We start from the raw sequence: 20,398 nt of genomic DNA on the forward strand, positions 1-20,398 counted from the left end.
GTTGACTCAACCGCAGAACGCCTCCCGAAGCGAGGCAAATCAACCCTTACGGAGATGCACCATGAACCAGACCAGTGACCCTAAAGAGTGGGAAGAGGAAGTGACTCAGCTCATCGAGCAGCTCGGCGCCGAGCGGCCGGCTGCGCAAGCCGCTGTGCGTGCCAACGAGATGGCCCTCAACGCGCTGTGGCTCGACTGCGCGTCGCCGGCGACCGCTGCGGTCACCGTGTACCTCAAGCCTGCCGAGGCGCTGGCCGGAATTCAGCGCCAGGCGAAATCGCGTGAGTTCGCTCTTGCCGACGATGCCGTCTACTTTGCGCAGCCCTACTTGGCTGACATCAGCGACCGCATTTGTATGCGTCAGCTCATAGAGCGCGCGGTAATCCGTCGCGCCATTCTGGATCTCCTCGCGATGCGGTGCGAAGACGGCCCCGCTTACGCAATCAGCGTTTTCGACGGGGAAGAAACGGTCGTGGCGGACTCTCGTGACCTGGCCACGATCATGGCCGCGATTATGTCGACCGACGAGGAGGCCTTAGTCGTTCGGCGCTTGCGTGCAGGCAGCAAACCCGCCTACGCCGGCGAGATCAGCCTGGTCCATGGAAATGACGGCTGGGACGTGATTGCCGATTACAGCACCGTTCTCGACGGCCACCTGGCCAACGCAAATGCACTGGCCGAAGCCTTCGGCGACCTGGTTGCGTAGGCGCTATGCGCTGCAATTTTGGATCGAACACAGGAATGACCATGAAGCAAATGCAATGGGCCGTGCACGTCGCAGGCTTAGGCTACATCGGCAAAGTCACTGCATCGAACGCCGAGTTGGCTCGGGCGGCAGCGCTGTCCGCCTATGGCGAAGTGGGTGATCGTCGTGGAAACGGGACGTGGGCGATCTTCGAGGACGATGAGTTTAGCGTCTCGCGCGCCTGATAGTGCCGGTGCATGCCTCGCGTGCGAGGCATGGGCAGGCATTGTCACCTGGCATTCGACAGCCTCTCATAAGAGGCAAAGGAGAACCTTATGGAAAGGACTTTCGACGCGAACGTGGCCAAGTTGCGCGCTCCCAGTAGCCCTGAATTCGCGACTACGTGCGGCGCAAAGCAGGCGTGCGAGCGGCCGCTCGGCGTAGATAGACCTACGGCCGCACAACAGCCCTTCACAGTGTGTCACATCACCTCGGGCGCGATCACTGTTGACCACAGACATGCCGCGAACGCTGACTTAGCGCTCGAACAGGCGCTGTCTGATGGTTTGATCGATCCGGTGGTGTTTGCCGGCCATATTGCCGCAGTCGCGTCCAACTAACGAAGTAACGACCCCCAAAAGGGAAATCAACATGCAAGCTAAACAGCAGGTCCCCGTAGCGTCCGCGCAGGAAGAACTTGTTCTGAGAGTCGCGCAGGCCGAGGCCGTCTCCAGCGCAATGGATGCCCTAAGCAAAATCGGCGTTAGCGCCGCCAGCTTAGTGCTGCCGGCTACGCGCTCTTGCGCCCGCACGACTGTTTTTTGGAATGATGAAGGTGTCGGTGTCACTACCTCAGGGGGCCTAAGCGAGTGTCACGACGATCCTACGGCCTTCGCCGCCGCCTACGGTGTAGGCCGGGAACTCGACCAGTTGTTGCACCTGGCCCGTCGCCTCGCCTATCCCAACGCCGGTGAGCGCCTCACCCTGGACGACTACCGGAACATCGCCCGGCAAATTGTCGCGCCGGACGGCGCGCGAAAGGTCTGACCTGGTGCCAGGAATTCGTCGGCACTTATTGATCCACGACCGGGCTAACGTCTTCGGTCAACGGCTTTGAGGATTCAAGCATGCCTCTCTCATATCGCGCCAAGGCCATCATCCTCGGCCACAATGGATACAGGACAGTGCTAAATGCCCTGTTCCCTACTCGGCAGGAGGCGGACGACCAGGCACTGGCCTGGATTGGCGCGCACTTCCGATGCACGACTGTGGTGGGTCCAAGCTACAAGGTAGGGCCGCAATGAGGGCATGGCGGGCCACACTTAGGGGCTAGCCATGCCTTCCCCGCAGGATGCGTTCAGCATCCTGCGGGTCCACAGTTCCACCGCGCAAGAGATCTTCAATCGACTGCTGCAGCGTCATCATTCCCGCAGAACCTCCGGTTTGGATTGCGGAAGGCAATTGCGCCAGGTCCCCCGTGCGGATCAGATTGCGAACCGCTGGTGTGCTGGCCAGCGTCTCGAAGGCCGCAACGCGCTCGCTGCCGTCGGCCGTCTTGACCAATGCTTGGGCGATGAATAGGCGCAAGCTGTCGGCGAGCATGGACCTCGCTAGATCCTTTTCACCTGACGGAAAGGCGTCGATCAGCCGACCCACCGCGCTTGGCGTATTGCGTGCATGGAGGGTGGCCAAGACCAATAGCCCAGTGTCGGCCGCGGTCATTGCTGCACGCAAGGACCGCGCGTCGCGCAATTCACCAATCATGAGGACATTGGCGTCCTCCCGTAGGGAGTCCATGAGGGCATCTTCGAAGGTCAAAACGTCCCGGGGAACCTCTTTCTGCGTGACTAGGGAGAGCATCGATTTATGGAGATACTCGATCGGGTCTTCGACAGTGACAATTCGACGACGGAACGTTCGATTGATGTAGTCGATCGCGCCTGCCAGCGTTGACGACTTCCCCGAGCCGGTGGGGCCGGACACGATGATCAGGCCACTTTGGTCGGCCAGCGAATTCTCTATGACGGCGGGCGCTTGAATGCTGCCAAGGCTCCGGATTTTCGTTGGTAGAAGCCTGCAGGCAGCGGCCCACCCCCCAGCATGCTTGAACAGCCGTAGGCGGACTCTGGGCCCTGCAGCCAGCTCAATTGCTGCATCCAATCTACCGGCACGTTCAAAGCGCGCCTTAGCGTGCGCGGATAGAACTGTCGAGAACAGATCTGCCAGGTGCTCGTCTGCGGGGCGCGCATACCCCTCATCGAATACGAGATCTCCATTTGTTCGACGGAATGCCACGGGCTGTCCCGAACTGACATGCAGATCCGAAGCGCGAACGGCTGCCGCTTGCTGAAGTAGCTCGACAATGTACATGATGTTTGCATTATTCCTAGTTTGATGCCATGCAGCGCATATTTTTACTGGTGAAAAGTCAGAGGCCGCCCGAAAACTTCGGCATAAGACCGTACTTCCCAATGGAATGCAGCAGTTGGTGAATGGTGGTGCTGTTGAGTGTGAGCATTTTTCACTCCGAAGTCAGTTCTTGGGCTTCCCCAAGATTTTTGGCTGCATCTCGACGAAGTCACCACTTGTGCGGCCTGTCCGGGTTTCCTGCATCGGCTTCCAATTGCGGCGGGCCACCATTTCAGAGCCCTTTTCTGTCCTGACCTCGCCGTCCGCAGTTCGGTACTGCAAGCGCATCGTGTAGAAGCGCTGCGCCTTGCTCAACATGAGTCCGGGGATTCCCGGGTGTTCCAGCTCTTTGTCTGCGTAGACGTAAGTGGGTAGGTTGGGCTCTTCTTTGACCTTGGCCGGTTCGGGGTCGGTGACGCAAGTCACCGATGCGGGGCCCGCGTCAGCCGCAACTAGCGGCTGACGCGGGTTTATGGTCTTCGGCGGGCTTGCCTGCCGAAGGGGCGGGTTACTTTTGGGTTTGGGGTTGTTTCCCGGAACGGGTGCTTGGGTGGTGCCCCGCGTTGCGGGGCCTTCCGGCGACGGCGCCGGAGGCGCTGTCGCCGGCGCCGGGGCCAACCAGGCCCCGGCCGCGCCGCGATGAGTTGCCGCCCCTTCTCCACCCACTAGTCGCCCCAGTAACGCCTCGGTCCGCGCGGCAGCCTGCCCTTCCACTTGACTGCGTATTTGCGCTTGTGCGCGGCTCACCTCCGCTTCGCGCGCGTCCGCCCGAGCAGCATGCGGGCGTTCTCGGGCAGCACTTTCGCCCTTGTCTGCGCGCGCCGCAGACTGGTAGTAGCTCTCGCATTGCTCGAGCATATCCATGAGGAACTCGTGATAGTAGGTACGCACCGTGCCGATGGCCAGCTTGAGGCCGGCATCGTTAAGGAGCTTCGTGATCTGCTTGAATCCAAAGCCGCGTTTGCGCATGAAGAACAGCTTGGGCATGAGTACGCGAAACACGTCACGCTGGCTGTACTCCTCGGGGAGCAGCGCGCGGGCGGCGATGTCCAAGCTCGCTTCAATCGCCTGTCGGTCAATAAGTCCAATACGTCGGCGACCTGGTGTTACGTCCATCATCACGTTCATTACGCTTTAGTGGTGTCAACATGGGATAGTTGCGGCATCGATGCCGGCATGTTTGCGACGAAGGATCGATAGCTGCGTCGCGGGTAACATCAATATTCATTGTATATTTAGCTACGTAATCACCCACATCTTTCAATCAACTTCTTGGACAGGATGCCAGTTGTCCGGACAAACTAAAGTTTGTCCGGCCACCGGTGGGCAATGCTAGGTCGCTTCGCGCCCGTCGCATTGCCCACCTACTGGGGGAAACTCAGGGCTCCGCCCCGAGACCCCGCTGCGCGAAAACCTGCCAGGGCTAACCCTAGATGCAGCGCCATGGGCTTCTACAAAAAGGAGATCACAGCGAACGTTCGCTTGGACGTTCGAGTGAATCCACAAGAGAAGGCGGAGATCAAGGAGCGCGCTGAGCGCGCCTGCCTTACCGTGAGCGACTATGTGCGCCGGTGTGCTTTGAGCAAGCGTGTAGACATGCGATACGACGTGGACGCGATCCTGGCTATTACGTCGGCACGGGATCGCATCTCCGAGCTGCTGAAGCTCCCACAAAGCCAGGTCACTCCGGAGGAAGCGAAAATCGCCTTTGATGAAGTCATGGCTGCCATCCGACGGGTGTAATCATGATTGTCAAAGTGGTCCCCGGCCGACGCGACGGCAAAACGGACATGAAGCAACTCGCTCAGTACATTACGCAGGGCATGGGCGACCAGGTCCGGCAAGAAGCGGGCTTTGGTCAACTGACGGAATACATGGCCGCGGAGGAGAATGTCTATGGCAAACAGAAGTGTGTGGCGGTGGCCCTGCACGGCTTAGGCAATCTCGAAGACGCAGCCATTGAGCTGTATGCCGTTGCGGCCAAGAACACGCGAGTGACGGATCCAGTCTTGCACTTGGTTGTCAGTTGGCCAGAATTTGAGAGGCCGTCCAACGATGAGATATTTTGGGCGGGTCGACAACTGCTCAAAGCGCTCAATTTGCATGAACATCAGTCGATCATGGCGATCCACGGTGATACAGACAATGTCCACGTGCACATCGAAGTCAATCGGGTCCACCCGGTGACATTCCGAGCGCAGCATTTACCATGGCTCCACAAGACGCTACACCGCGAGGCTCGCCGTATCGAGATTGCTAAGGACTGGTACCACGACACCGGCTTGTTTGTGGTGCAGCGGTCGGCGGACGGTAAAAAATTCGTTGTGCCGAATACCGGCCACGTTGAAACACCTGACATAGTCCATGGCCGACTGCCGGCTGGTGACAGCGGCGTGGCGCCTGACGGTGCGGCCGGCACTGAGGTGCAGGACGTGACGCGGTATCGGATCGACTCGCCTGACGCCGGCGGTGGACGGCAGCACATGGATGCCTGGAGCGACGAGCCCAGTCTTGTCACCATTTGCCGCGAGGTGGTGGTCGACGAGGTGAGGGCGGCTCTTGACGTGGCCCCCACTTGGGACGCAGTTCACCACGTTCTAGCCATGCACGGGATGCAACTACGCCAGAGCGGCGCGGGCGGATGGCAGCTCCAAGCGATGAAAGCTGCAGATGGCGAAGTCATTCGTCTTCCCGCAAGCAAAGCGCTGCGCAAGCTGCAGCTAGGTACCTTAAGCGATCGGCTGGGCACGTTCATCCCCGCCTCAGGCCCGCTGCGCCCTCCTCCGTCCGAGCTTCCAACTGTACCTGGCCCGCGCGTCGAGGCAGCAGATGATCGGCGTCCCGCCAAGCGCGATCCCGAGAAGCGGCTATTGAGGCGCTTGGAGCGAGCGGAGGCGCGCACCGCTTTGATTGAACGATATCGCGCAGAGAAGGTCATGGCGCTGGCGAACCGCGCCCGCCTGCGGGAGGAGGGTAAGCAGATCACGGCTTGGCGCGCTACACAGCACGCAGCAGCACGTGCCGAATTCGCTTCGCGACGAGCCGAAATTCAAGCTAACCCCCATCTCAACGATGCTGTGAAGCGGCAGCAGTACAGTCTGCTTGCAATGGAGCGGCTCCAGCAGAAGCTTCGAATCGATGCTGCGGCCAAGGAGCGACGCGACGCCCTTACCTCAAGCCTCCCGCCCGTTCCTCAATGGCGCCCCTGGGTCGAGAGCCTGGCTGGCGCGGGAGACGAGGCGGCGATCTCCGCGCTACGCGGGCTGGTCTACCAGGAGCGTCGAGATGCGAACAAGGCGGCGCGGCGACTTGAAGGAGAAGACGTGGTCGCCGGCGGAGCCCCACAAGATGTCGACGGTGAAATTCGGCAAATCATAGCAAGGCGTCAGCGCGAGGACGCCATACATCCCCCTGCCCTGTTGCCCCAGTCAGAGGCCCAAGTTCTTCTACGCCTAATCGACGGAATGCAGTGGCGCGTCACAAGCAATGGCAGCATTCGCTATTCTAGGGAGCAAGGTGACCCGCTTTTTACGGACCGTGGCAACCGAGTCACCTTCGATCGCCGCCATGTGAGCGATGAGGAGTTGCGTCTGACCCTGATGCACGCGCGCGAGAAGTTCGGCGCCGCGGTCGTTCTTTCAGGGAGCGATAAGGTGTTCACAGAACGTATGGTGAAAGCTGCGGCCCAGCTCGGTATCTACGTGAAGAATCCAGAGTTGCGTGGGCTGTGGCAACAACACGCGCCGGCCCCGCAAGCTGCTAATCGGGAGAGGAAACCGACTGGCCGGCCAGGGCGGCGTTAGACCCGCTCCCAGCGATGAGACTTAGAACTCCAAGGAAATCTTTGGCCAGAGGCGCTTGCCGTATTTGGCAAATATGCGACTGTCGTCCGCACCGAATATTTGGAGTTGCAGCACTGCGGCGCCCGCCTGGTTCGAAAGCCATTGGCATCCTGGACGGTCGGGAGCGCGCGCCCCGGTGAGTGAAATCACCCCCTCTGGGAAGATGGCTACGTTTTTGCCGGCGCCGAGACTGCGAGCGAGAGTGCGCAGCCCGAAGGGCGCTGACCTGTCCATTGGCACGACTTCCCCAAACCCTAGCCACGTCAACGCGGCTAGGCCAAGCCGGGCCCGCCTCGACCGGCGGGAGAAGTCCGTGTCGACTGCGAAGACGAGCGGCACAGGCGACGCCAGCGCAACCACAATTCCGTCTACGAGCGAGATGTGGTTGCACGTCACGATGCAACCTCCACGGGTCAGTGCTGCGACGGTACTAGCCCGATATCGGACGGTGACGCGCAAGGCACGCAGGGCTAGCGTTGCCATTATTCTCATTTGAACCTCCCAGCCAGTTCCGCAAACGCCGGGTCAATCATGTAGCCTGCCCGCCCGCGAAAACGCTCCGCGCTCGCACGAAGATACTGATAGATCAACTCGACGACCACCCAGCGCCGCCGCAGCTTTTCTGCAGCCATGCCCAACTTCGCAGTGCCGCCGCAGATATCGACCACCAAGTCGTCCTCTCGCGACAAGTAGCGGATGAAGAACTCGACCAGGGAGAGTGGCATCATCGCGCCGTGCACCGGAAGTCCGAGTCTTAGCGCATCTCGTCGATATTGCTGTGTGTCGGCACACCTGTGCCCGAAGGTTAGGACGTTGCGCGGAATACGACCCTCGGTCTTGTTGTTGTATGAGGTTTTACGAAGTCGATACGCGCCGTCGCCATAAGTCTCGACGCGGTCGCAGTGGCCCTGCAGGGCTACTCGATCAAGGAATTGCTGATGCCGTTGAGTATGGGGCAAGAGCACTTCCCGATTGTCGGCTCGAACGCGAGAGGGGTCGTTCGTAAGCCAGTAGATCGGCTCGTAGGCTGTGTTCAAGTGAACTCGTTGAATGCTTGCCCATTGCACTGGCCCGGGGGGCTTGCTAGGGTTATGCCATATGAACTCGTCCATTTTGTGCAAGCCAAGCCGATCATGCAGATCCAGGAGCAGCCTTTCCCGGTACAGAGAGCGCGAAGGCAAGCTTGGAACGAACGCGTCATTTGTGATGCTCAATACAATCGACCCTCCGGGGAGCAGCTTTCGCACCACCGGCTCCAGTGCACGGCATACGAAGTCGCGATACTCGGATTCGTCGGAGGGGTTTCCATATGCCCGCGGTTTGCGCAAGAAGTACGGCACCGACGTCATGCAAAGAGCAATCGGGCTATCCAAGTCGGGAAATACGTCTTCGCAAGCGCCCCAGATCGCTACACCCAGCTTTGTGCTAAATGCGACCATCTTGACGCCGCCTTGCATCCGATGCAGGTCATTCTTGAGGCTTTCCGTGAAGCGCCAGACTCCGCGGCTGGTTTGGTCCCGTGTAAGGACGCCCAAGTGCTTCAACGTTTGCTGATGCCACCGCACTGCGCGCTGAAAGACATTATGCGAGTGGCCCTTGATTGCCACCGTTTCGGTCAGTTGGCCGCTCTCTACGCCAGCCCGCTCGGCAACGCGCTTGTAAAGCGTGGTGTTGTCAAGACAGCCGCCGGGTGTGTCGGCGTAAACCGCCGCGACGTGATCGAAGAGATCCAGGTTTCGTTGAGTCATGTTGCGCTCGAATCGTCAGTGACAATTTTCACTAGTGAAAAAACTTAGGACAGTGCTATATTGCATTAAATATTGCAAAAAGGCCAGCCATGTCTATCACCGAAATCAGCTCTACCGATATCTCCAAAGCGCGGTCGCTGTTGGTCGCCCTTGACGCTGCCGTCTTGGATGGCGATGCGCCAAGGGCGCTCGACGCGCATCTCGCCTACGATGCTTTGGTGCAAAGCCTGAATGGCGATTCCGCGTTGGGCACCTATGCTGACGACCGCAGCCCAGGCCTTCTCTTGCAGAAGGAGTTGAGGGCACCGGCCGGCGAGACCCCCCTCTGGGGCCAACACGGGGAGTTTCTCATCGTCGTGAAGGGCACGCCGGCCTACGTTGAATACCGTCCCACATCGTGGCTCCACGGTATTACCTTCCATGCGGTGCGAAACGCGCCGTTTATCTCGCCCACTGGTTTCCAGTCCGCGTTTCTCTCGGGCACCCCTGCAAAAGACCACCGCGGGCAGAGCGTCAGGGAGGTCGCAGAGGCCCTTTTCGCAGAAAGCCTGGCCAAGCAGAAAAAGCCGGTCTACCCGGAGACCGTCTATGCGGACTATGCCGCCCTGCCCTTCGTGGTGCGCGAGTTGGGCGCCCTGGAGGTCGCGATTGCGGCGGGCCATCATGTCGTCATCTTGGCGACTAAGCAACCCGGGCTGGTGGTCCGTGCGGAGCCCAGGAAGCGAAAGCTGCCACTCTTTACGGTCGCCACGTTGGAAGGCACCAAGGCGTCGCCCCAAATCGTGGAGACATCCTACGAATATGGCGAGATTTCGCTACTGACCCCGGAGCAAGTTCACGCGCTCAATAATCCTGTGAAGTTCCTAACCCTCGGCATGGTGAGCGCCATGCGCGCGATCAAGACCCCGGAGAATGCTGCTTTTTAGCGGATGCGGCATTGTGCAATAAATATTTAACTACGGGTGCGGTAAGAGTACGGTTCCACACCCCACGCTTTTGATGGTCAACATGGAGGCCGATCTCCTACCGAGGCCTCGCCGATGGTTCGCCGTTGGTGAGGAAGTCAACTCCCCGGTTAAAGAGCGGTCTCCATGGCTAGAAAGAACGCACCCGTCTTCGACGCGAACCAACTCGGCTTCGATTTCGACTTTACCCAGCGCCTCGATGCGGCTGAGCGTTTAAACGCGCAACTATCGCTTCCCGATAATTCCGACCAAGGATCCAATTATGCTGACGACCAAAACGCAACCTCTGCAGCACGCCAAGCAGGTGTTGTTGCCTACGACTATCGAGGCGGTGAGACGCCAGCCGTACAACCGCTTTGGGTGGACCATTCTCGACCGGTGGGCGTACAACAGCCCGAAGCAGCTCAAGGAGCTGGAGAGTCTCGGCGAGGTGGTGTTGCTCGGCAGACTACTCGAGCAACAGGAACTCGAACAGCAGGCCCTGACATCCGCCGAGGCGATCGACTCGATCAATCAGGGTTCCCTGGCTCACGAGATTCTGCTGGCGCTGGAAATCAAGACGGAGTTGTAGACAGCGCCCATGGGGCGCAGCAGTACATCCCCGCCGGTGCCGTCGCCACCGATGCGCCGAGCTTGCCTCATGTGCCGAGCGGGCTGGCAAAGCGCCAGGGGGAAATGGCGAGCGTTGAAGCGGATCGTGCCGCCCTGGCCGCGCTTAGCAGCATTCTGAATGACGCCGCCGACGTAGTGAATGGGGTCGATTTCCCCGATGACCTTGGGCGCCACGCGCTGGATATCTCGGAGCGGATCGACTTAGCACTCGCAGGGGACCTATCCCTACGTGCCGTCCGCGCGGAGGCGTTGCTGCTGTTGGAAGAATGGCTCCAGCGGGACGACATCGACGAAGTCCGCTCATTGTTGGCCAGTGTTGAAGATGTGCTGCGCGCTGGCGTCCGGCGCCCAGGCACTGTCCCTGTGCAAGTACCCCCCCCGAGCCCTGCAGCGCAGCAGGCTGCGACCCCCATGGCTGTCGACGACAGTCTTGAAATTGTTGACGATGACGATGAACTCGCTCGGCTCCAAGCCGACATGGCAGGTGAGGACCCAGAACACGCCGCATTGATGGCGTTGAGCCAGATCCTGGATGACGCCACCGATGTGATGAACGGGGCCGGATTTCCGGGCGTTCTTGCACGGGAAGCGCTGGAGTTCGCCGCACGGATAGATTTGGCGATCTCGGGAGACGTGCCGCTCAGTTCGGTCCGCGCGGAGGCGGTCGAGTTGCTTGGCGAATGGCTCAAACGTGATGACATCGACGAAGTTCGCTCCGCGCTCGCTGGTGTAGAAAGCGTACTTCGGCGCAGCCCGGGCCAGGCACCCGCGGCCGATGCTACCCGCCCGCAGCGGACTAAGCCGGCCGCCCAACTCGCTACGGACTACGTCATCACCGAACGCGACCAACTAGGTGCCGGCGGTGCTCGCACCAAGTTCCGGGACAACGTTGCCGCCATCCGCATTCTTCGAGACCTAGAGGCTGCGGGGCGAGCCCCAACACCACAGGAGCAAGCCACGCTTGTGCGGTACGTCGGCTGGGGTGGATTGCCTCAGGCGTTCGACCCCAACAACGCCGAGTGGGCCGACCAGTATCGCCAGGTTGTCGAATTGCTGCCTCTTACGCAGTACGAAGCGGCGCGGCGTTCCACTCAAGATGCGCATTACACCAGTGAACCCGTGGTGCGCGGCATGTACCAAGGACTGCGCCGCCTCGGATTTACTGGTGGGCGCATTCTGGAGCCAGCAGCCGGAACCGGCCACTTTATAGGGATGGCCCCTGACGACGTGCGAGGAGCGAGCAAGTTCACATCTATCGAACTCGACCCGGTCACTGCCCGCATCGCCAAACATCTCTATCCGAGCGCTACGGTTATCAACCGCGGGTTCCAGGAGGTCACTATCCCTTCGAACCATTTCGACGTGGTGATAGGCAACCCCCCGTTCGGAAGCCAAGGAGTCTATGACGCCCGACACCCCGACTTGAGCCAGCTATCAATTCACAACTACTTCATCGCAAAGTCGATCGACAAGTTGCGTGACGGCGGCGTGGGGGTATTCGTCGTCAGCAATTACTTCTTGGATGCGGTCGACTCCAAAGCGCGCGAGTTAATCGCGCGTCAGGCGGATCTGCTGGCGGCGATTCGCTTGCCCAACACCGCATTCAAGCAGAACGCGCTCACGGAGGTGACGACGGACATAGTGTTTTTCCAGAAGCGCTATCCAGGGCAGTCGGCGGATCTGAAATGGACGGAAACCGTCAAGCAGAGCGACCCAGGAACCGGAGAGGAGTATCCGCTTAATCGATACCTGGTGGAACACCCGGAGCAAATGCTGGGACAGATGGGTCTACAAGGAAGCATGTATCGGGCGAACGTCCCCACGCTCATCGGCCGGTCGGACATGGATCTTGCCGAGGGCATTGCTGGGGCGTTGACGGCCCTCCCCGCTGGTGTCTATCTACCGTATCAGGAACAAGGCATCGCGCGTGAGGAGGACCCTGGCTCTTCTCTGAATGTCGAGGTTCCGGCGCACACCAAGATCGGTGCCTATTTTCTGCTTCCCGACCGTCGTATCGCTCGACGCGTTGACGATCACATCGACACTCCAAGGGCGCAGGTCGTCGTTCCGAAGAACGAACGCGCTGGGGAGCGGATCCGCGGCTTGGTCGAAGTGCGCGCCAGCCTTAGGAACCTGATGACTGGCGAGCAATCGGAGCGAACAACGGACGACGACCTGGCGCGCCTACGACTCGACTTGAATCGCACCTACGATCGCTTCGTGAAGCGCCATGGCTTCATTAGTAGCGCAGCGAACAAGCAGGCTTTCCACGACGATCCTGAGTATCCCCTGTTGCATGCGCTTGAGCGCAACTACGACAAAGGCGTGTCCCGAGAAGTCGCCAGGAGCACTGGGGCTGATCCGCGTCCCGCCAGCGCCGATAAAGCAGCCATTTTCACGAAGAGGGTGATGAGCCCCCATCGGGAGATTCGGCATGCCGAGACCGCAAAGGATGCAATGGTCGTGTCGATGAACGAACTCGGCCGTATAGATGTGGGCTTCATGACCCGCATTTCTGGCAAAGCGCAGAATGAATTGCTTTCGGACCTGCAGGACCTGATCTACCAGGTGCCGGCAACTGGCGAATGGCAGACGCGCGACCAGTACCTTTCAGGCAACGTCAAGGAAAAGCTCGCGCAGGCCAAGGCAGCAGCCCAGCAGGATCCTGCCTATTTGGCCAACGTGCACGCACTGAACAAAGTGCAGCCGCCAGACATCGACGCCGTCGACATCAGCGTCAATCTGGGTTCGACCTGGGTACCAGCAGAAGTTGTTGACCAGTTCGTGACCCATTTGCTCGGAGACGTTCGGCGCAACGTCTCATACCAACCTGCCTTGGGAAAGTGGATTGCGCAAATCCGTGAACCGGCGAACGTCACCATAGCTCGCTCGCAGTGGGGCACGCCTGATATTCCGGCCAACGAACTCATCTCCAGCATTCTGACGGGGCGCTCGATACAGGTTAAGGAGGAAGTTGGGCGCAACGACAACGGTAGCATCATTTACCAGATCAATGAGACGCAGACGGCGGTGGCGAACCAGAAAGCTGACGAAATTAGGCAAGCGTTCGTTGACTGGATATGGGACGACAAGGCGCGGCGGGAGAGCTTGACTTACCTGTACAACGAGCGGTTCAACACGAATGTACCCCCGCAATACGATGGGTCCCACCTGACTCTTCCGGGTTCGTCGCTAGCGATTACGCTCCGACCACACCAGAAAAACGCAATCTGGCGCGGCATTCAAGATGGTGGCGCCCTGTTCGATCATCGCGTAGGAGCTGGCAAGACCATAGTCTGCGTTGGGACGATTATGGAATCTCGTCGCATGGGCCTCATGAAGAAGCCTATGGTAGTCGTGCCCAATCACCTACTCCTGCAGTGGAAGGATGCGTTCTATGAGTTGTACCCGAACGCGAACATCCTAGTCGCGGAGAAGACCGACTTCACGAAGGAGAACAGGGAGAGGCTGTTCGCAAGCATCGCCACGGGCGAGTGGGATGCGGTGATCGTCGCGCATTCATCGTTCAAGAAGATCGGCATGCCGGCCGACACGCTCGAACTCATCTTGAACGAGCAAATCACCGATCTATCGACATCTATTGTTCAGATGAAAAAAGACAGCGGTGATCGCATAACGATCAAGGAGATGGAGAAAGCACGTGACCGCATGCAGGCCCGTCTTCAGCGAGCGGCCGAGACGGGAAGCAAGGATCGCGCTGTAACGTTCGCCGATTTGGGTGTGGATGCGTTGCTCGTCGATGAAAGCCACGAGTTCAAGAACCTCTTCATCACCACCACGATGACGCGCGTGTCGGGCCTTGGAAATCTATCCGGGAGCGATAAGGCATTCGATCTGTTCGTCAAGGCGCGGCATGTGCAGCGTTCCAACGGAGGGCGCGGCGTATTCTTTGCCACGGGGACGCCCATCTCCAACACCATCGCCGAACTCTATACGATACAGCGATACATGCACTACGACGAAATGCGCGCTCGTGGTGTTGTGCATTTCGACGCGTGGGCGTCGACCTTCGGGCAGGTCGTTACAGGCTGGGAACTTGATGCGACCGGGGTCAACTACCGGCTCAATTCGCGCTTTGCGAAGTTTCAGAACGTTCCGGAGCTGGTGAACCTCTATAGGAGCTTCGCGGACGTAATTACGAAGGCCGACTTGGAGGCTCAGGCCGCTGCGCAGGGCCGGAGGTTCCCTGTACCGAAGCTCCGCGATGGCCGCCCCACCAACATCATCGTGGAGCGATCAGATGCTCAAGCAAGGTTCATGGGCATCCAGCGGCCTCAACTGGATGGCCTTGGCAATCCCATGTTCCGTGCTGATGGCACTCCAATCCTCAACTGGAATGAAGGCAGCATCATCCATCGCATGGAGAATCTCCCCGATGATCCGCGAATCGACAATCCATTGAAGATCACCAATGACGCACGAAAGGCAGGCCTGGACTACCGCCTAATTGACGCGGACGCGCCAGACTTCGCGGGCAGCAAGGTCAATGCGGCTGTTGACAGGATTGTCGACGTCTACCGCAGATGGAACGATCGCAAGGGTACGCAGTTGGTGTTTTGCGATCTAAGCACCCCCAAGAATATTGGGGCTGACAGTCCCACGCATCTGTCAGACCAGGAAGGCAGAAGCGTCGACCAGGTGGACGACCAGGCCGAAGAAGGACCGACCATCTCGATGGACGACTTGCTGGCACAAAATGCCGGCTTTAGCGTCTACAACGATGTGCGCGACAAGCTTATCAGCCATGGAATTCCTGCGGAGCAGATCCGGTTTATCCACGAGGCAAATACCGACGTCAAGAAGGACAAGCTATTTGCTGCGATGAACAACGGTGACGTGCGTGTTCTCTTGGGGTCTACGGCTAAGATGGGCGCCGGCACCAACGTGCAACGGCTGCTGGTTGCGTCGCATAACCTCGACGCGCCTTGGCGCCCCAGCGACCTTGAGCAGCGCGACGGCCGTATCGAGCGCCAGGGAAATGCATTCTATGAAGAGGATCCGGATAACTTCGAAATAGAAATCTATCGGTACGCGACGAAGCAGACCTACGATGCTCGAATGTGGCAAACGATCGAAACAAAGGCGTCGGGAATCGAACAGTTCCGCCGCGGCGACTCCCTGCAGCGCGTGATCGAAGACATCGCAGGCGAATCAGCAAACGCAGCGGAAATGAAGGCGGCAGCGACAGGCAATCCGCTTATATTCCAGCAGGTGAAGCTATCCGCGGATTTGAAGAAGCTGGAGGCTGTATTCTCCAGCTATAAGCGAGGCCGTCATTCCCTCGAAAGCCGGATCGCATGGCTAGCGAACGCGGACCGCCGCGCCAACGAGGTGATTTCTGAAATTCAACTCGAGATTGCGATGCGGGACAAACACACTACCGATGAATTCAAGTTCACCGTTGGCGGCCGCACTTTTGGAAAGGAGCAGCAGGATCAACTCCTCCACCACGTCTTGGCGGGAATGAAAGAGGCGATCGAGCGCAAGAGTAGCAATCTGGCCGACCAGATCACCCCGATCCTCATTGGAGACTATCGCGGCTTTCAAGTATCAGCCTATTGCGAGCGCGACGTGCTTCGGTTTCAGCTAAAAGGGAGCAGCTTGCATGCGCCGGACAACCTCAGGTATGACAAGCAAGATGAATTCAAGTTGAGCGGGCTTTTCAGCCGAATCGATAATTACCTCGGGCGTCTGGAGGCGCGAATCGCCGACGCTGAGAGACGGCGCGAGCAAGAACTCGCGGAGTTGTCCAATGCGAAAGCACAGTTGGCCAAGCCTTTCGCGCAGCAGGAGCAGCTAGAAGTTCTTCGGAAGGACGTCGCCGATGTTATGACTGAACTTAAGAGGAGCCAGGCAAATCCCGCCTACGTCTCCGATTGGGTGCCGCGAAGCTCGCTAACCGAGGCGAAGCGTGTGATCCAGGTAGCCCAGGACGGGGGACCGCGGGGGACTGGCCCAGGCGTAGCGCAGCCTTTGGTGGAACTTGCTCCCCCCCGGCCAGATAGCACGGAGAACGTGACGCGCTCGAGCCTCCTAACACCGCGACGTCAGGCTCGTTGATGAGGCGACCGCGGCATTCGCATGGCCTTAGCGACTTCTGTCGCCGCGCAGGACGGCCATGCATTTGCCGATGACCGTCTCGGCCAAGGTGGTCGGCTGATCCGTCAGGTCAGCCACCATCGCGTTCATCAAGGCTGACTCCCCGAGCGCGGCTCGCGGGGCGCGGGCCCGAACACGGGGGAACATCGGCGGCTTGTTGTCGTTGGTCATGCAGTCTCCCGAGTATCGAACCGTGCGCGCAGAGCCTGCCTGTGGGCGTCGCTGCCCCAGCCGCAGTCAACATACAGGGCGTCGAAGTCAGTTTGAGGCAATAAGTCGCGCCGCTCGTGTTGCTCGACAAAGAAGCTGCGAGCGCCGTAGTCGCCCCGCCATGAAACGCTGAAAGACAGTCCGGACAGCGCGTACACGACGGGTTCAACGCTGCCCCGGTGCATGCTGTTCATCTGCGTGAGTTCGCTCGCACACTCGTAGCAAGCGATTCCGCCCACCTTGCCGATGCGTTCGCGCCACTCGGCCACCTCATTCAAGGCGACGGCCAGAAACCCGACTTGCCAGTCGGACAAGCCGGTGCCACTGAGCAAGATCGTCGCCGCCTGCTCGGCGGTGTATCCAGTCTCCATGCTTCCATCGATTCGTGATCGGAGGTGGGCGAGAGCGTCGCGTTCACCTGGGCGGTTTGCGCGTGCGGGTGTTGCGCGGCTGCGGGGCTGCTTCATGATCATGTGCATCCAAATCGCCCATTATGCAATAAATATTGCATAATTCGATCTCCGGCTTTTCTGGGAAATACTAATGGTCCGATTTCTTAATTCTTTGGTTACGCATGTGCGCGCTTTGCGCTTGGATAGCATTCCCAGCGGAGTTCTTATTGCGTTGCGGCGCTACGTTCCAGAGATCGCAGTGGCGCTGAGTTGCTACGCAGTGATAAGTTCAGCCTCGAGCGCTGATGCAACGGAAGCTGCGGTGATCGAGGTGCTCCACCTGGTGAGCAACTTGGGCGCTATTGCCGTGGCCTTCATCCCACTCTTCTATCTCTGGTGGGACGGCACCGCGTCACTCGGAGCCTATTTCATTCGCGTCGCGCGCGGCATGGCGGTCTATATTCTGCTTGTCGCAGCGATCCGCCGCTATGGCGATGTGCTTTATCAGTGGGCTGCCTCGAATCCGGGCGAACTCGGCAGCCTAGTCGTCGTAGCGTTCGCCCTGGTGTTGATCGTCAGGGCCATGCGCGGCGACCGTTTCTACTCCTCCTCCCAAGGGCCTAGCTGCTCAACGGCAGCGCTGCATTCCGCGCGGAGCTTGAGCGGACGTGATCGGCAGTTCGCTGCGGCGCACGAAGTAGGCCACGCCATCCTCCATGCCGCCCTGCCAAGACTTCCGGCTGGGTTCTACGTGAGGATCTTCCCAAAGCCCACCAAAGAAGGCTCGGCCGGGCAAGTCGTAGCGACGCTCAGCGAAGACCTCTTCGTTCAAGCGGACTTTGCAGAGTGGTACATGTTGATGCTGCTCGCCGGCAAGGCTGCAGAGGCACATGTAATGGGCGATACATCGCTTGGCAGCGCCGGCGACTACACGCGATGGACTGAGCTGGCCCGGGACTACCTGGCCAATCACCAGGCGGGCATCTATTATGGCCGGCCTCGTGACATGTTCGACCATCAGCACAACCAGGCCTGCTTGGCATCACTTCAGGCGCGGCAGCTCAATACCATAAGAGACTTCCTTCGTCTCAACGCCGATGTGGTGCAGCTACTCGTCGCGCAACTAGCCGCTCAAGGGACGTTGACGCCTGACGACGTGACACCGCTATTCAAGCGTGTCGTGTTCCCGGAGGGTTTCCCGTTGCGAAGCGGTCAACGCGACACGGCCTCCCCGGGATCTGCACTGGCACCCGGCGCGGCGAAGGATTAACTCATTGGCAACGCAACTAGACCCCTTGCCTGGCACATTCCTACGGCCGGTGGCGCGCCTTCACGGTTTCTTCTTCTGCTACGAGGTGGTGCGAGCACTGCCGGCAGACGAGGGAGGGCCAGGACACTGGACTGTGAGGCGCTGGGGGCTCAGCGCCGAACGTCAGCCGACCCAAGACGATGGCCCCCGCGGCGATAAAGCGCTGCATTACCTCACCAACATGGAGCGCGTCGCGCCAGGTGTGTGGAAGGACACGATCTCGCATGACTACGAGCCGCTTTACTTTCGCATTATCGATGTGGGCGGCCAGAAAGATCTATTCTCATAGCGATGTAAGGCGCCGTTGCCCGCGACGGGCGGTGAATTCCGCGGCGCTCCTTTCCTGCAGGCTTACGACCGTGCGCTAAATCGTGCTCGCCCACATAGCTCACGCGCTTACTCGTCGCCGTTCTTAAGCGAAGCGAATGCTCCCGCGTACTCGAAATTAACGAGCGCATGTAGATCACGCTGGCGGGTGGCGCTGCAGGCCGCAACGCTGCTCTGATAGAAAAACCGTGAGGGCGAAACCCGAAGATCCCGAACGATGTCTTCCCAGCGCACGTCATACCATTCAGGCGCGTCACCGGGCTCACCGTCAAACTGAGCCCGCAGCGTGAACTGCGGGAGAGCCGTCCATCCCGCTCCTTGTGGCCACGGCGCGAACCGATATAGTAGACCCAACTTCGCGTCAAGCCGAGCCAACGCCACTGTGGGGGTGTTCCCGCTGGCGGTCGGGAACAGCGGATTGCTCCATAGGAATTCTTGCGCCTCGGTTCCCTCCACGTCGTCACCTTCCAACATACGGAACAGGAACTCGGTCGCCGGGCGCGGCGCCACGATTGCGCGGAAGTCACCGCCGTAGCGTTCTTGCTCGACGCCGAGATGAGCCGACGATGCAGTTAGGTACTTATTCAGGTTTTCGAGCATTCTTGGGATCCACAGAATGGCCGGCGTCACACAGCCGGCGCGACCAATTCGCAGGGTTAGACATGGCGGTCCTCAAGCGCCCGCGCCACCTCAAGGAGGTCCAGGTTGGTATATACCATTGAGGTCGCCATATCTGCGTGGCGCAGCGCCTCGGCAATCACGCGTGGATGCGCACCCTGCAGCGCCAGCGCCGTTCCATAGGTATGTCGTAACCAGTGGGTCGACGCCCTCTTCAGGAGCGCGGCTACCGGGCTGCCAGCAGTCTGAGCCTTGGCCGCCGCGTCGAACTCCTTGCGGACAATGGCCCAGATATTCTGCCGCGATCTGACAGGCAGCCACATGCCACGGCCTCGACGCCCGCGCGCAGATTGATATTTCCTGTCGTCCTCGGCCGCGGCGGTTTGCGGTGAAAGGATCAAAGCTAGTTCCTCGGCTGGCTGGGGCATGTCGGCCAAACCGAACGCGCGGCGATAGCTAACCAATGCCTTCACGACGGCAGCGTCCAGTACCACCCTGCCTTCGCCGCCTCCCTTTTGCCTGCGGACGGTCATGCCCCAGTAAAGGCGAGCGCTTTCCGGATCAGAGAAGCAAAAGATGTCGGCCATGTTCGCGCCGGCAACCTCATCGGCGCGCAGGCCAGTACGCTCTATCAGCACCAGAAGAAAGGCATTGCGCCAATACACGAGGTGATCCCGCGCGGTGCGCTTCTCGCGTTCGTCCATGGATTTCCGCACGATGGCGAGCGCTTGCGCGGGTATTGCGTGGCGAGCGCCGGGGCCTCCGCGCTTTGGGCCCCTTAGCTTGATCGATGCAAACGGATTGGCGCGTGTATAGCCCGCTTGCTGCCAAAAGGTAAACATCGTGCCGAGGATCCGCGCCGCGGCCGATATGGCCGTCGGCCCAAACTTCCCCGATCGAAACGGAGTCCAACTGGGCGAGCCATACGCAACTGAGGGATGGCAGGGGAAGCTGGAGGCCTTCTCCGTTAGGAAGCGAATGTACGCCGTAGCGTCCTGCAGGTGCCACCGCGTCGGCTGGGGCGCGCACACAAGGTCGCAATACCAGCGCAATCGCCGCAGCTCGCGCCGATAGGTACTCAGGGTGGCTGGCGAAACAGGCCGGGCTGCGAGAGTTTTCAACCAGACTTCGGCCGCCTCCCAGTCGTCCTGGACTGGGCCC

The 20,398-nt window shown here is 59.8% G+C and carries 18 protein-coding genes; 10 read left to right on the plus strand and 8 right to left on the minus strand.

What is annotated here, in order from left to right; all coding sequences use genetic code 11:
- Positions 1-61: 61 nt before the first annotated feature.
- From ACUDCK_RS29635 to ACUDCK_RS29650, 4 genes are all read left to right on the plus strand, one after another.
- The gene (locus tag ACUDCK_RS29635) at positions 62-706 is read left to right on the plus strand and encodes a hypothetical protein (RefSeq protein WP_421466313.1); all 645 of its coding nucleotides are present in this window, start codon (positions 62-64) and stop codon (positions 704-706) included.
- A gap of 41 nt (positions 707-747) precedes the next feature.
- Positions 748-930, plus strand: a complete 183-nt coding sequence (locus tag ACUDCK_RS29640) for a hypothetical protein (RefSeq protein WP_054444460.1) — start codon at positions 748-750, stop codon at positions 928-930.
- Positions 931-1,020: 90 nt separating this feature from the next.
- Positions 1,021-1,305: a hypothetical protein gene (locus tag ACUDCK_RS29645; protein WP_054444461.1), complete on the plus strand. Its 285-nt coding sequence runs from the start codon at positions 1,021-1,023 to the stop codon at positions 1,303-1,305.
- A gap of 31 nt (positions 1,306-1,336) precedes the next feature.
- Positions 1,337-1,732: a hypothetical protein gene (locus ACUDCK_RS29650; RefSeq protein ID WP_421466312.1), complete on the plus strand. Its 396-nt coding sequence runs from the start codon at positions 1,337-1,339 to the stop codon at positions 1,730-1,732.
- A 282-nt stretch (positions 1,733-2,014) separates the two neighbouring features.
- On the opposite strand, the gene ACUDCK_RS29655 is transcribed toward ACUDCK_RS29650, so the two are convergent.
- Both ACUDCK_RS29655 and ACUDCK_RS29660 read right to left on the minus strand, forming a co-directional pair.
- Complete coding sequence (locus tag ACUDCK_RS29655; RefSeq protein ID WP_421466311.1) at positions 2,015-3,055, minus strand: type IV pilus twitching motility protein PilT; 1,041 nt, start codon at positions 3,053-3,055, stop codon at positions 2,015-2,017.
- A gap of 162 nt (positions 3,056-3,217) precedes the next feature.
- Positions 3,218-4,222, minus strand: a complete 1,005-nt coding sequence (locus tag ACUDCK_RS29660; protein WP_421466310.1) for a hypothetical protein — start codon at positions 4,220-4,222, stop codon at positions 3,218-3,220.
- Positions 4,223-4,537: 315 nt separating this feature from the next.
- Between ACUDCK_RS29660 and ACUDCK_RS29665 the strand changes: the two genes are divergently transcribed.
- The gene (locus ACUDCK_RS29665) at positions 4,538-4,837 is read left to right on the plus strand and encodes a plasmid mobilization protein (RefSeq protein ID WP_054444532.1); all 300 of its coding nucleotides are present in this window, start codon (positions 4,538-4,540) and stop codon (positions 4,835-4,837) included.
- Between the two features lie 2 nt (positions 4,838-4,839).
- Positions 4,840-6,897 (plus strand): TraI/MobA(P) family conjugative relaxase, encoded by a 2,058-nt coding sequence (traI, locus tag ACUDCK_RS29670; protein WP_445659373.1) that lies wholly within the window; start codon positions 4,840-4,842, stop codon positions 6,895-6,897.
- Positions 6,898-6,918: 21 nt separating this feature from the next.
- On the opposite strand, the gene ACUDCK_RS29675 is transcribed toward traI, so the two are convergent.
- Together ACUDCK_RS29675 and ACUDCK_RS29680 are read right to left on the minus strand one after the other, a co-directional pair.
- The gene (locus ACUDCK_RS29675; protein WP_082387921.1) at positions 6,919-7,428 is read right to left on the minus strand and encodes a 1-acyl-sn-glycerol-3-phosphate acyltransferase; all 510 of its coding nucleotides are present in this window, start codon (positions 7,426-7,428) and stop codon (positions 6,919-6,921) included.
- Positions 7,425-8,684, minus strand: coding sequence for a DNA methyltransferase (locus ACUDCK_RS29680; RefSeq protein WP_054444529.1), 1,260 nt, complete (start codon positions 8,682-8,684; stop codon positions 7,425-7,427). Before ACUDCK_RS29680 ends, ACUDCK_RS29675 begins: the two co-directional genes overlap by 4 nt.
- Positions 8,685-8,773: 89 nt before the next feature.
- Here ACUDCK_RS29680 and ACUDCK_RS29685 point away from each other — a divergent pair, with 89 nt between their 5' ends.
- The 3 genes from ACUDCK_RS29685 to ACUDCK_RS29695 all read left to right on the plus strand — a co-directional run bounded on the left by ACUDCK_RS29685 (position 8,774) and on the right by ACUDCK_RS29695 (position 16,342).
- Positions 8,774-9,610 carry a hypothetical protein gene (locus ACUDCK_RS29685; protein WP_054444528.1) on the plus strand — a complete coding sequence of 279 codons (837 nt, stop codon included), beginning with the start codon at positions 8,774-8,776 and terminating at the stop codon, positions 9,608-9,610.
- 301 nt (positions 9,611-9,911) lie between these two features.
- Complete coding sequence (locus ACUDCK_RS29690; RefSeq protein WP_054444527.1) at positions 9,912-10,220, plus strand: hypothetical protein; 309 nt, start codon at positions 9,912-9,914, stop codon at positions 10,218-10,220.
- 104 nt (positions 10,221-10,324) lie between these two features.
- Positions 10,325-16,342, plus strand: a complete 6,018-nt coding sequence (locus ACUDCK_RS29695) for an Eco57I restriction-modification methylase domain-containing protein (RefSeq protein WP_445659374.1) — start codon at positions 10,325-10,327, stop codon at positions 16,340-16,342.
- Positions 16,343-16,369: 27 nt separating this feature from the next.
- Here ACUDCK_RS29695 and ACUDCK_RS29700 read toward each other — a convergent pair whose 3' ends face one another.
- Together ACUDCK_RS29700 and ACUDCK_RS29705 are read right to left on the minus strand one after the other, a co-directional pair.
- Positions 16,370-16,552: a hypothetical protein gene (locus tag ACUDCK_RS29700; RefSeq protein ID WP_445659375.1), complete on the minus strand. Its 183-nt coding sequence runs from the start codon at positions 16,550-16,552 to the stop codon at positions 16,370-16,372.
- Positions 16,549-16,962, minus strand: coding sequence for a hypothetical protein (locus ACUDCK_RS29705; RefSeq protein WP_445659376.1), 414 nt, complete (start codon positions 16,960-16,962; stop codon positions 16,549-16,551). Before ACUDCK_RS29705 ends, ACUDCK_RS29700 begins: the two co-directional genes overlap by 4 nt.
- 172 nt (positions 16,963-17,134) lie before the next feature.
- Here ACUDCK_RS29705 and ACUDCK_RS29710 point away from each other — a divergent pair, with 172 nt between their 5' ends.
- Positions 17,135-18,253 (plus strand): hypothetical protein, encoded by a 1,119-nt coding sequence (locus ACUDCK_RS29710; RefSeq protein WP_445659377.1) that lies wholly within the window; start codon positions 17,135-17,137, stop codon positions 18,251-18,253.
- A gap of 435 nt (positions 18,254-18,688) precedes the next feature.
- Here ACUDCK_RS29710 and ACUDCK_RS29715 read toward each other — a convergent pair whose 3' ends face one another.
- Positions 18,689-19,219, minus strand: a complete 531-nt coding sequence (locus ACUDCK_RS29715) for a hypothetical protein (protein WP_054444523.1) — start codon at positions 19,217-19,219, stop codon at positions 18,689-18,691.
- A gap of 56 nt (positions 19,220-19,275) precedes the next feature.
- Positions 19,276-19,941 (minus strand): tyrosine-type recombinase/integrase, encoded by a 666-nt coding sequence (locus ACUDCK_RS29720; RefSeq protein ID WP_054444522.1) that lies wholly within the window; start codon positions 19,939-19,941, stop codon positions 19,276-19,278.
- Positions 19,942-20,398 lie beyond the last annotated feature (457 nt).

Source organism: Achromobacter sp. CF-sbj1-Ac2-l (assembly GCF_052698165.1).

Excerpts from the sequence above, each read along its gene's own strand:
- ACUDCK_RS29635 (WP_421466313.1), top strand. The coding sequence starts at position 62 with ATGAACCAGACCAGTGACCCTAAAGAGTGGGAAGAGGAAGTGACTCAG.
- ACUDCK_RS29640 (WP_054444460.1), top strand. The coding sequence starts at position 748 with ATGAAGCAAATGCAATGGGCCGTGCACGTCGCAGGCTTAGGCTACATC.
- ACUDCK_RS29645 (WP_054444461.1), top strand. The coding sequence starts at position 1,021 with ATGGAAAGGACTTTCGACGCGAACGTGGCCAAGTTGCGCGCTCCCAGT.
- ACUDCK_RS29650 (WP_421466312.1), top strand. The coding sequence starts at position 1,337 with ATGCAAGCTAAACAGCAGGTCCCCGTAGCGTCCGCGCAGGAAGAACTT.
- ACUDCK_RS29655 (WP_421466311.1), bottom strand. The coding sequence starts at position 3,055 with ATGTACATTGTCGAGCTACTTCAGCAAGCGGCAGCCGTTCGCGCTTCG.
- ACUDCK_RS29660 (WP_421466310.1), bottom strand. The coding sequence starts at position 4,222 with ATGAACGTGATGATGGACGTAACACCAGGTCGCCGACGTATTGGACTT.
- ACUDCK_RS29665 (WP_054444532.1), top strand. The coding sequence starts at position 4,538 with ATGGGCTTCTACAAAAAGGAGATCACAGCGAACGTTCGCTTGGACGTT.
- traI (WP_445659373.1), top strand. The coding sequence starts at position 4,840 with ATGATTGTCAAAGTGGTCCCCGGCCGACGCGACGGCAAAACGGACATG.
- ACUDCK_RS29675 (WP_082387921.1), bottom strand. The coding sequence starts at position 7,428 with ATGAGAATAATGGCAACGCTAGCCCTGCGTGCCTTGCGCGTCACCGTC.
- ACUDCK_RS29680 (WP_054444529.1), bottom strand. The coding sequence starts at position 8,684 with ATGACTCAACGAAACCTGGATCTCTTCGATCACGTCGCGGCGGTTTAC.
- ACUDCK_RS29685 (WP_054444528.1), top strand. The coding sequence starts at position 8,774 with ATGTCTATCACCGAAATCAGCTCTACCGATATCTCCAAAGCGCGGTCG.
- ACUDCK_RS29690 (WP_054444527.1), top strand. The coding sequence starts at position 9,912 with ATGCTGACGACCAAAACGCAACCTCTGCAGCACGCCAAGCAGGTGTTG.
- ACUDCK_RS29695 (WP_445659374.1), top strand. The coding sequence starts at position 10,325 with ATGGCGAGCGTTGAAGCGGATCGTGCCGCCCTGGCCGCGCTTAGCAGC.
- ACUDCK_RS29700 (WP_445659375.1), bottom strand. The coding sequence starts at position 16,552 with ATGACCAACGACAACAAGCCGCCGATGTTCCCCCGTGTTCGGGCCCGC.
- ACUDCK_RS29705 (WP_445659376.1), bottom strand. The coding sequence starts at position 16,962 with ATGGAGACTGGATACACCGCCGAGCAGGCGGCGACGATCTTGCTCAGT.
- ACUDCK_RS29710 (WP_445659377.1), top strand. The coding sequence starts at position 17,135 with ATGGTCCGATTTCTTAATTCTTTGGTTACGCATGTGCGCGCTTTGCGC.
- ACUDCK_RS29715 (WP_054444523.1), bottom strand. The coding sequence starts at position 19,219 with ATGCTCGAAAACCTGAATAAGTACCTAACTGCATCGTCGGCTCATCTC.
- ACUDCK_RS29720 (WP_054444522.1), bottom strand. The coding sequence starts at position 19,941 with ATGGACGAACGCGAGAAGCGCACCGCGCGGGATCACCTCGTGTATTGG.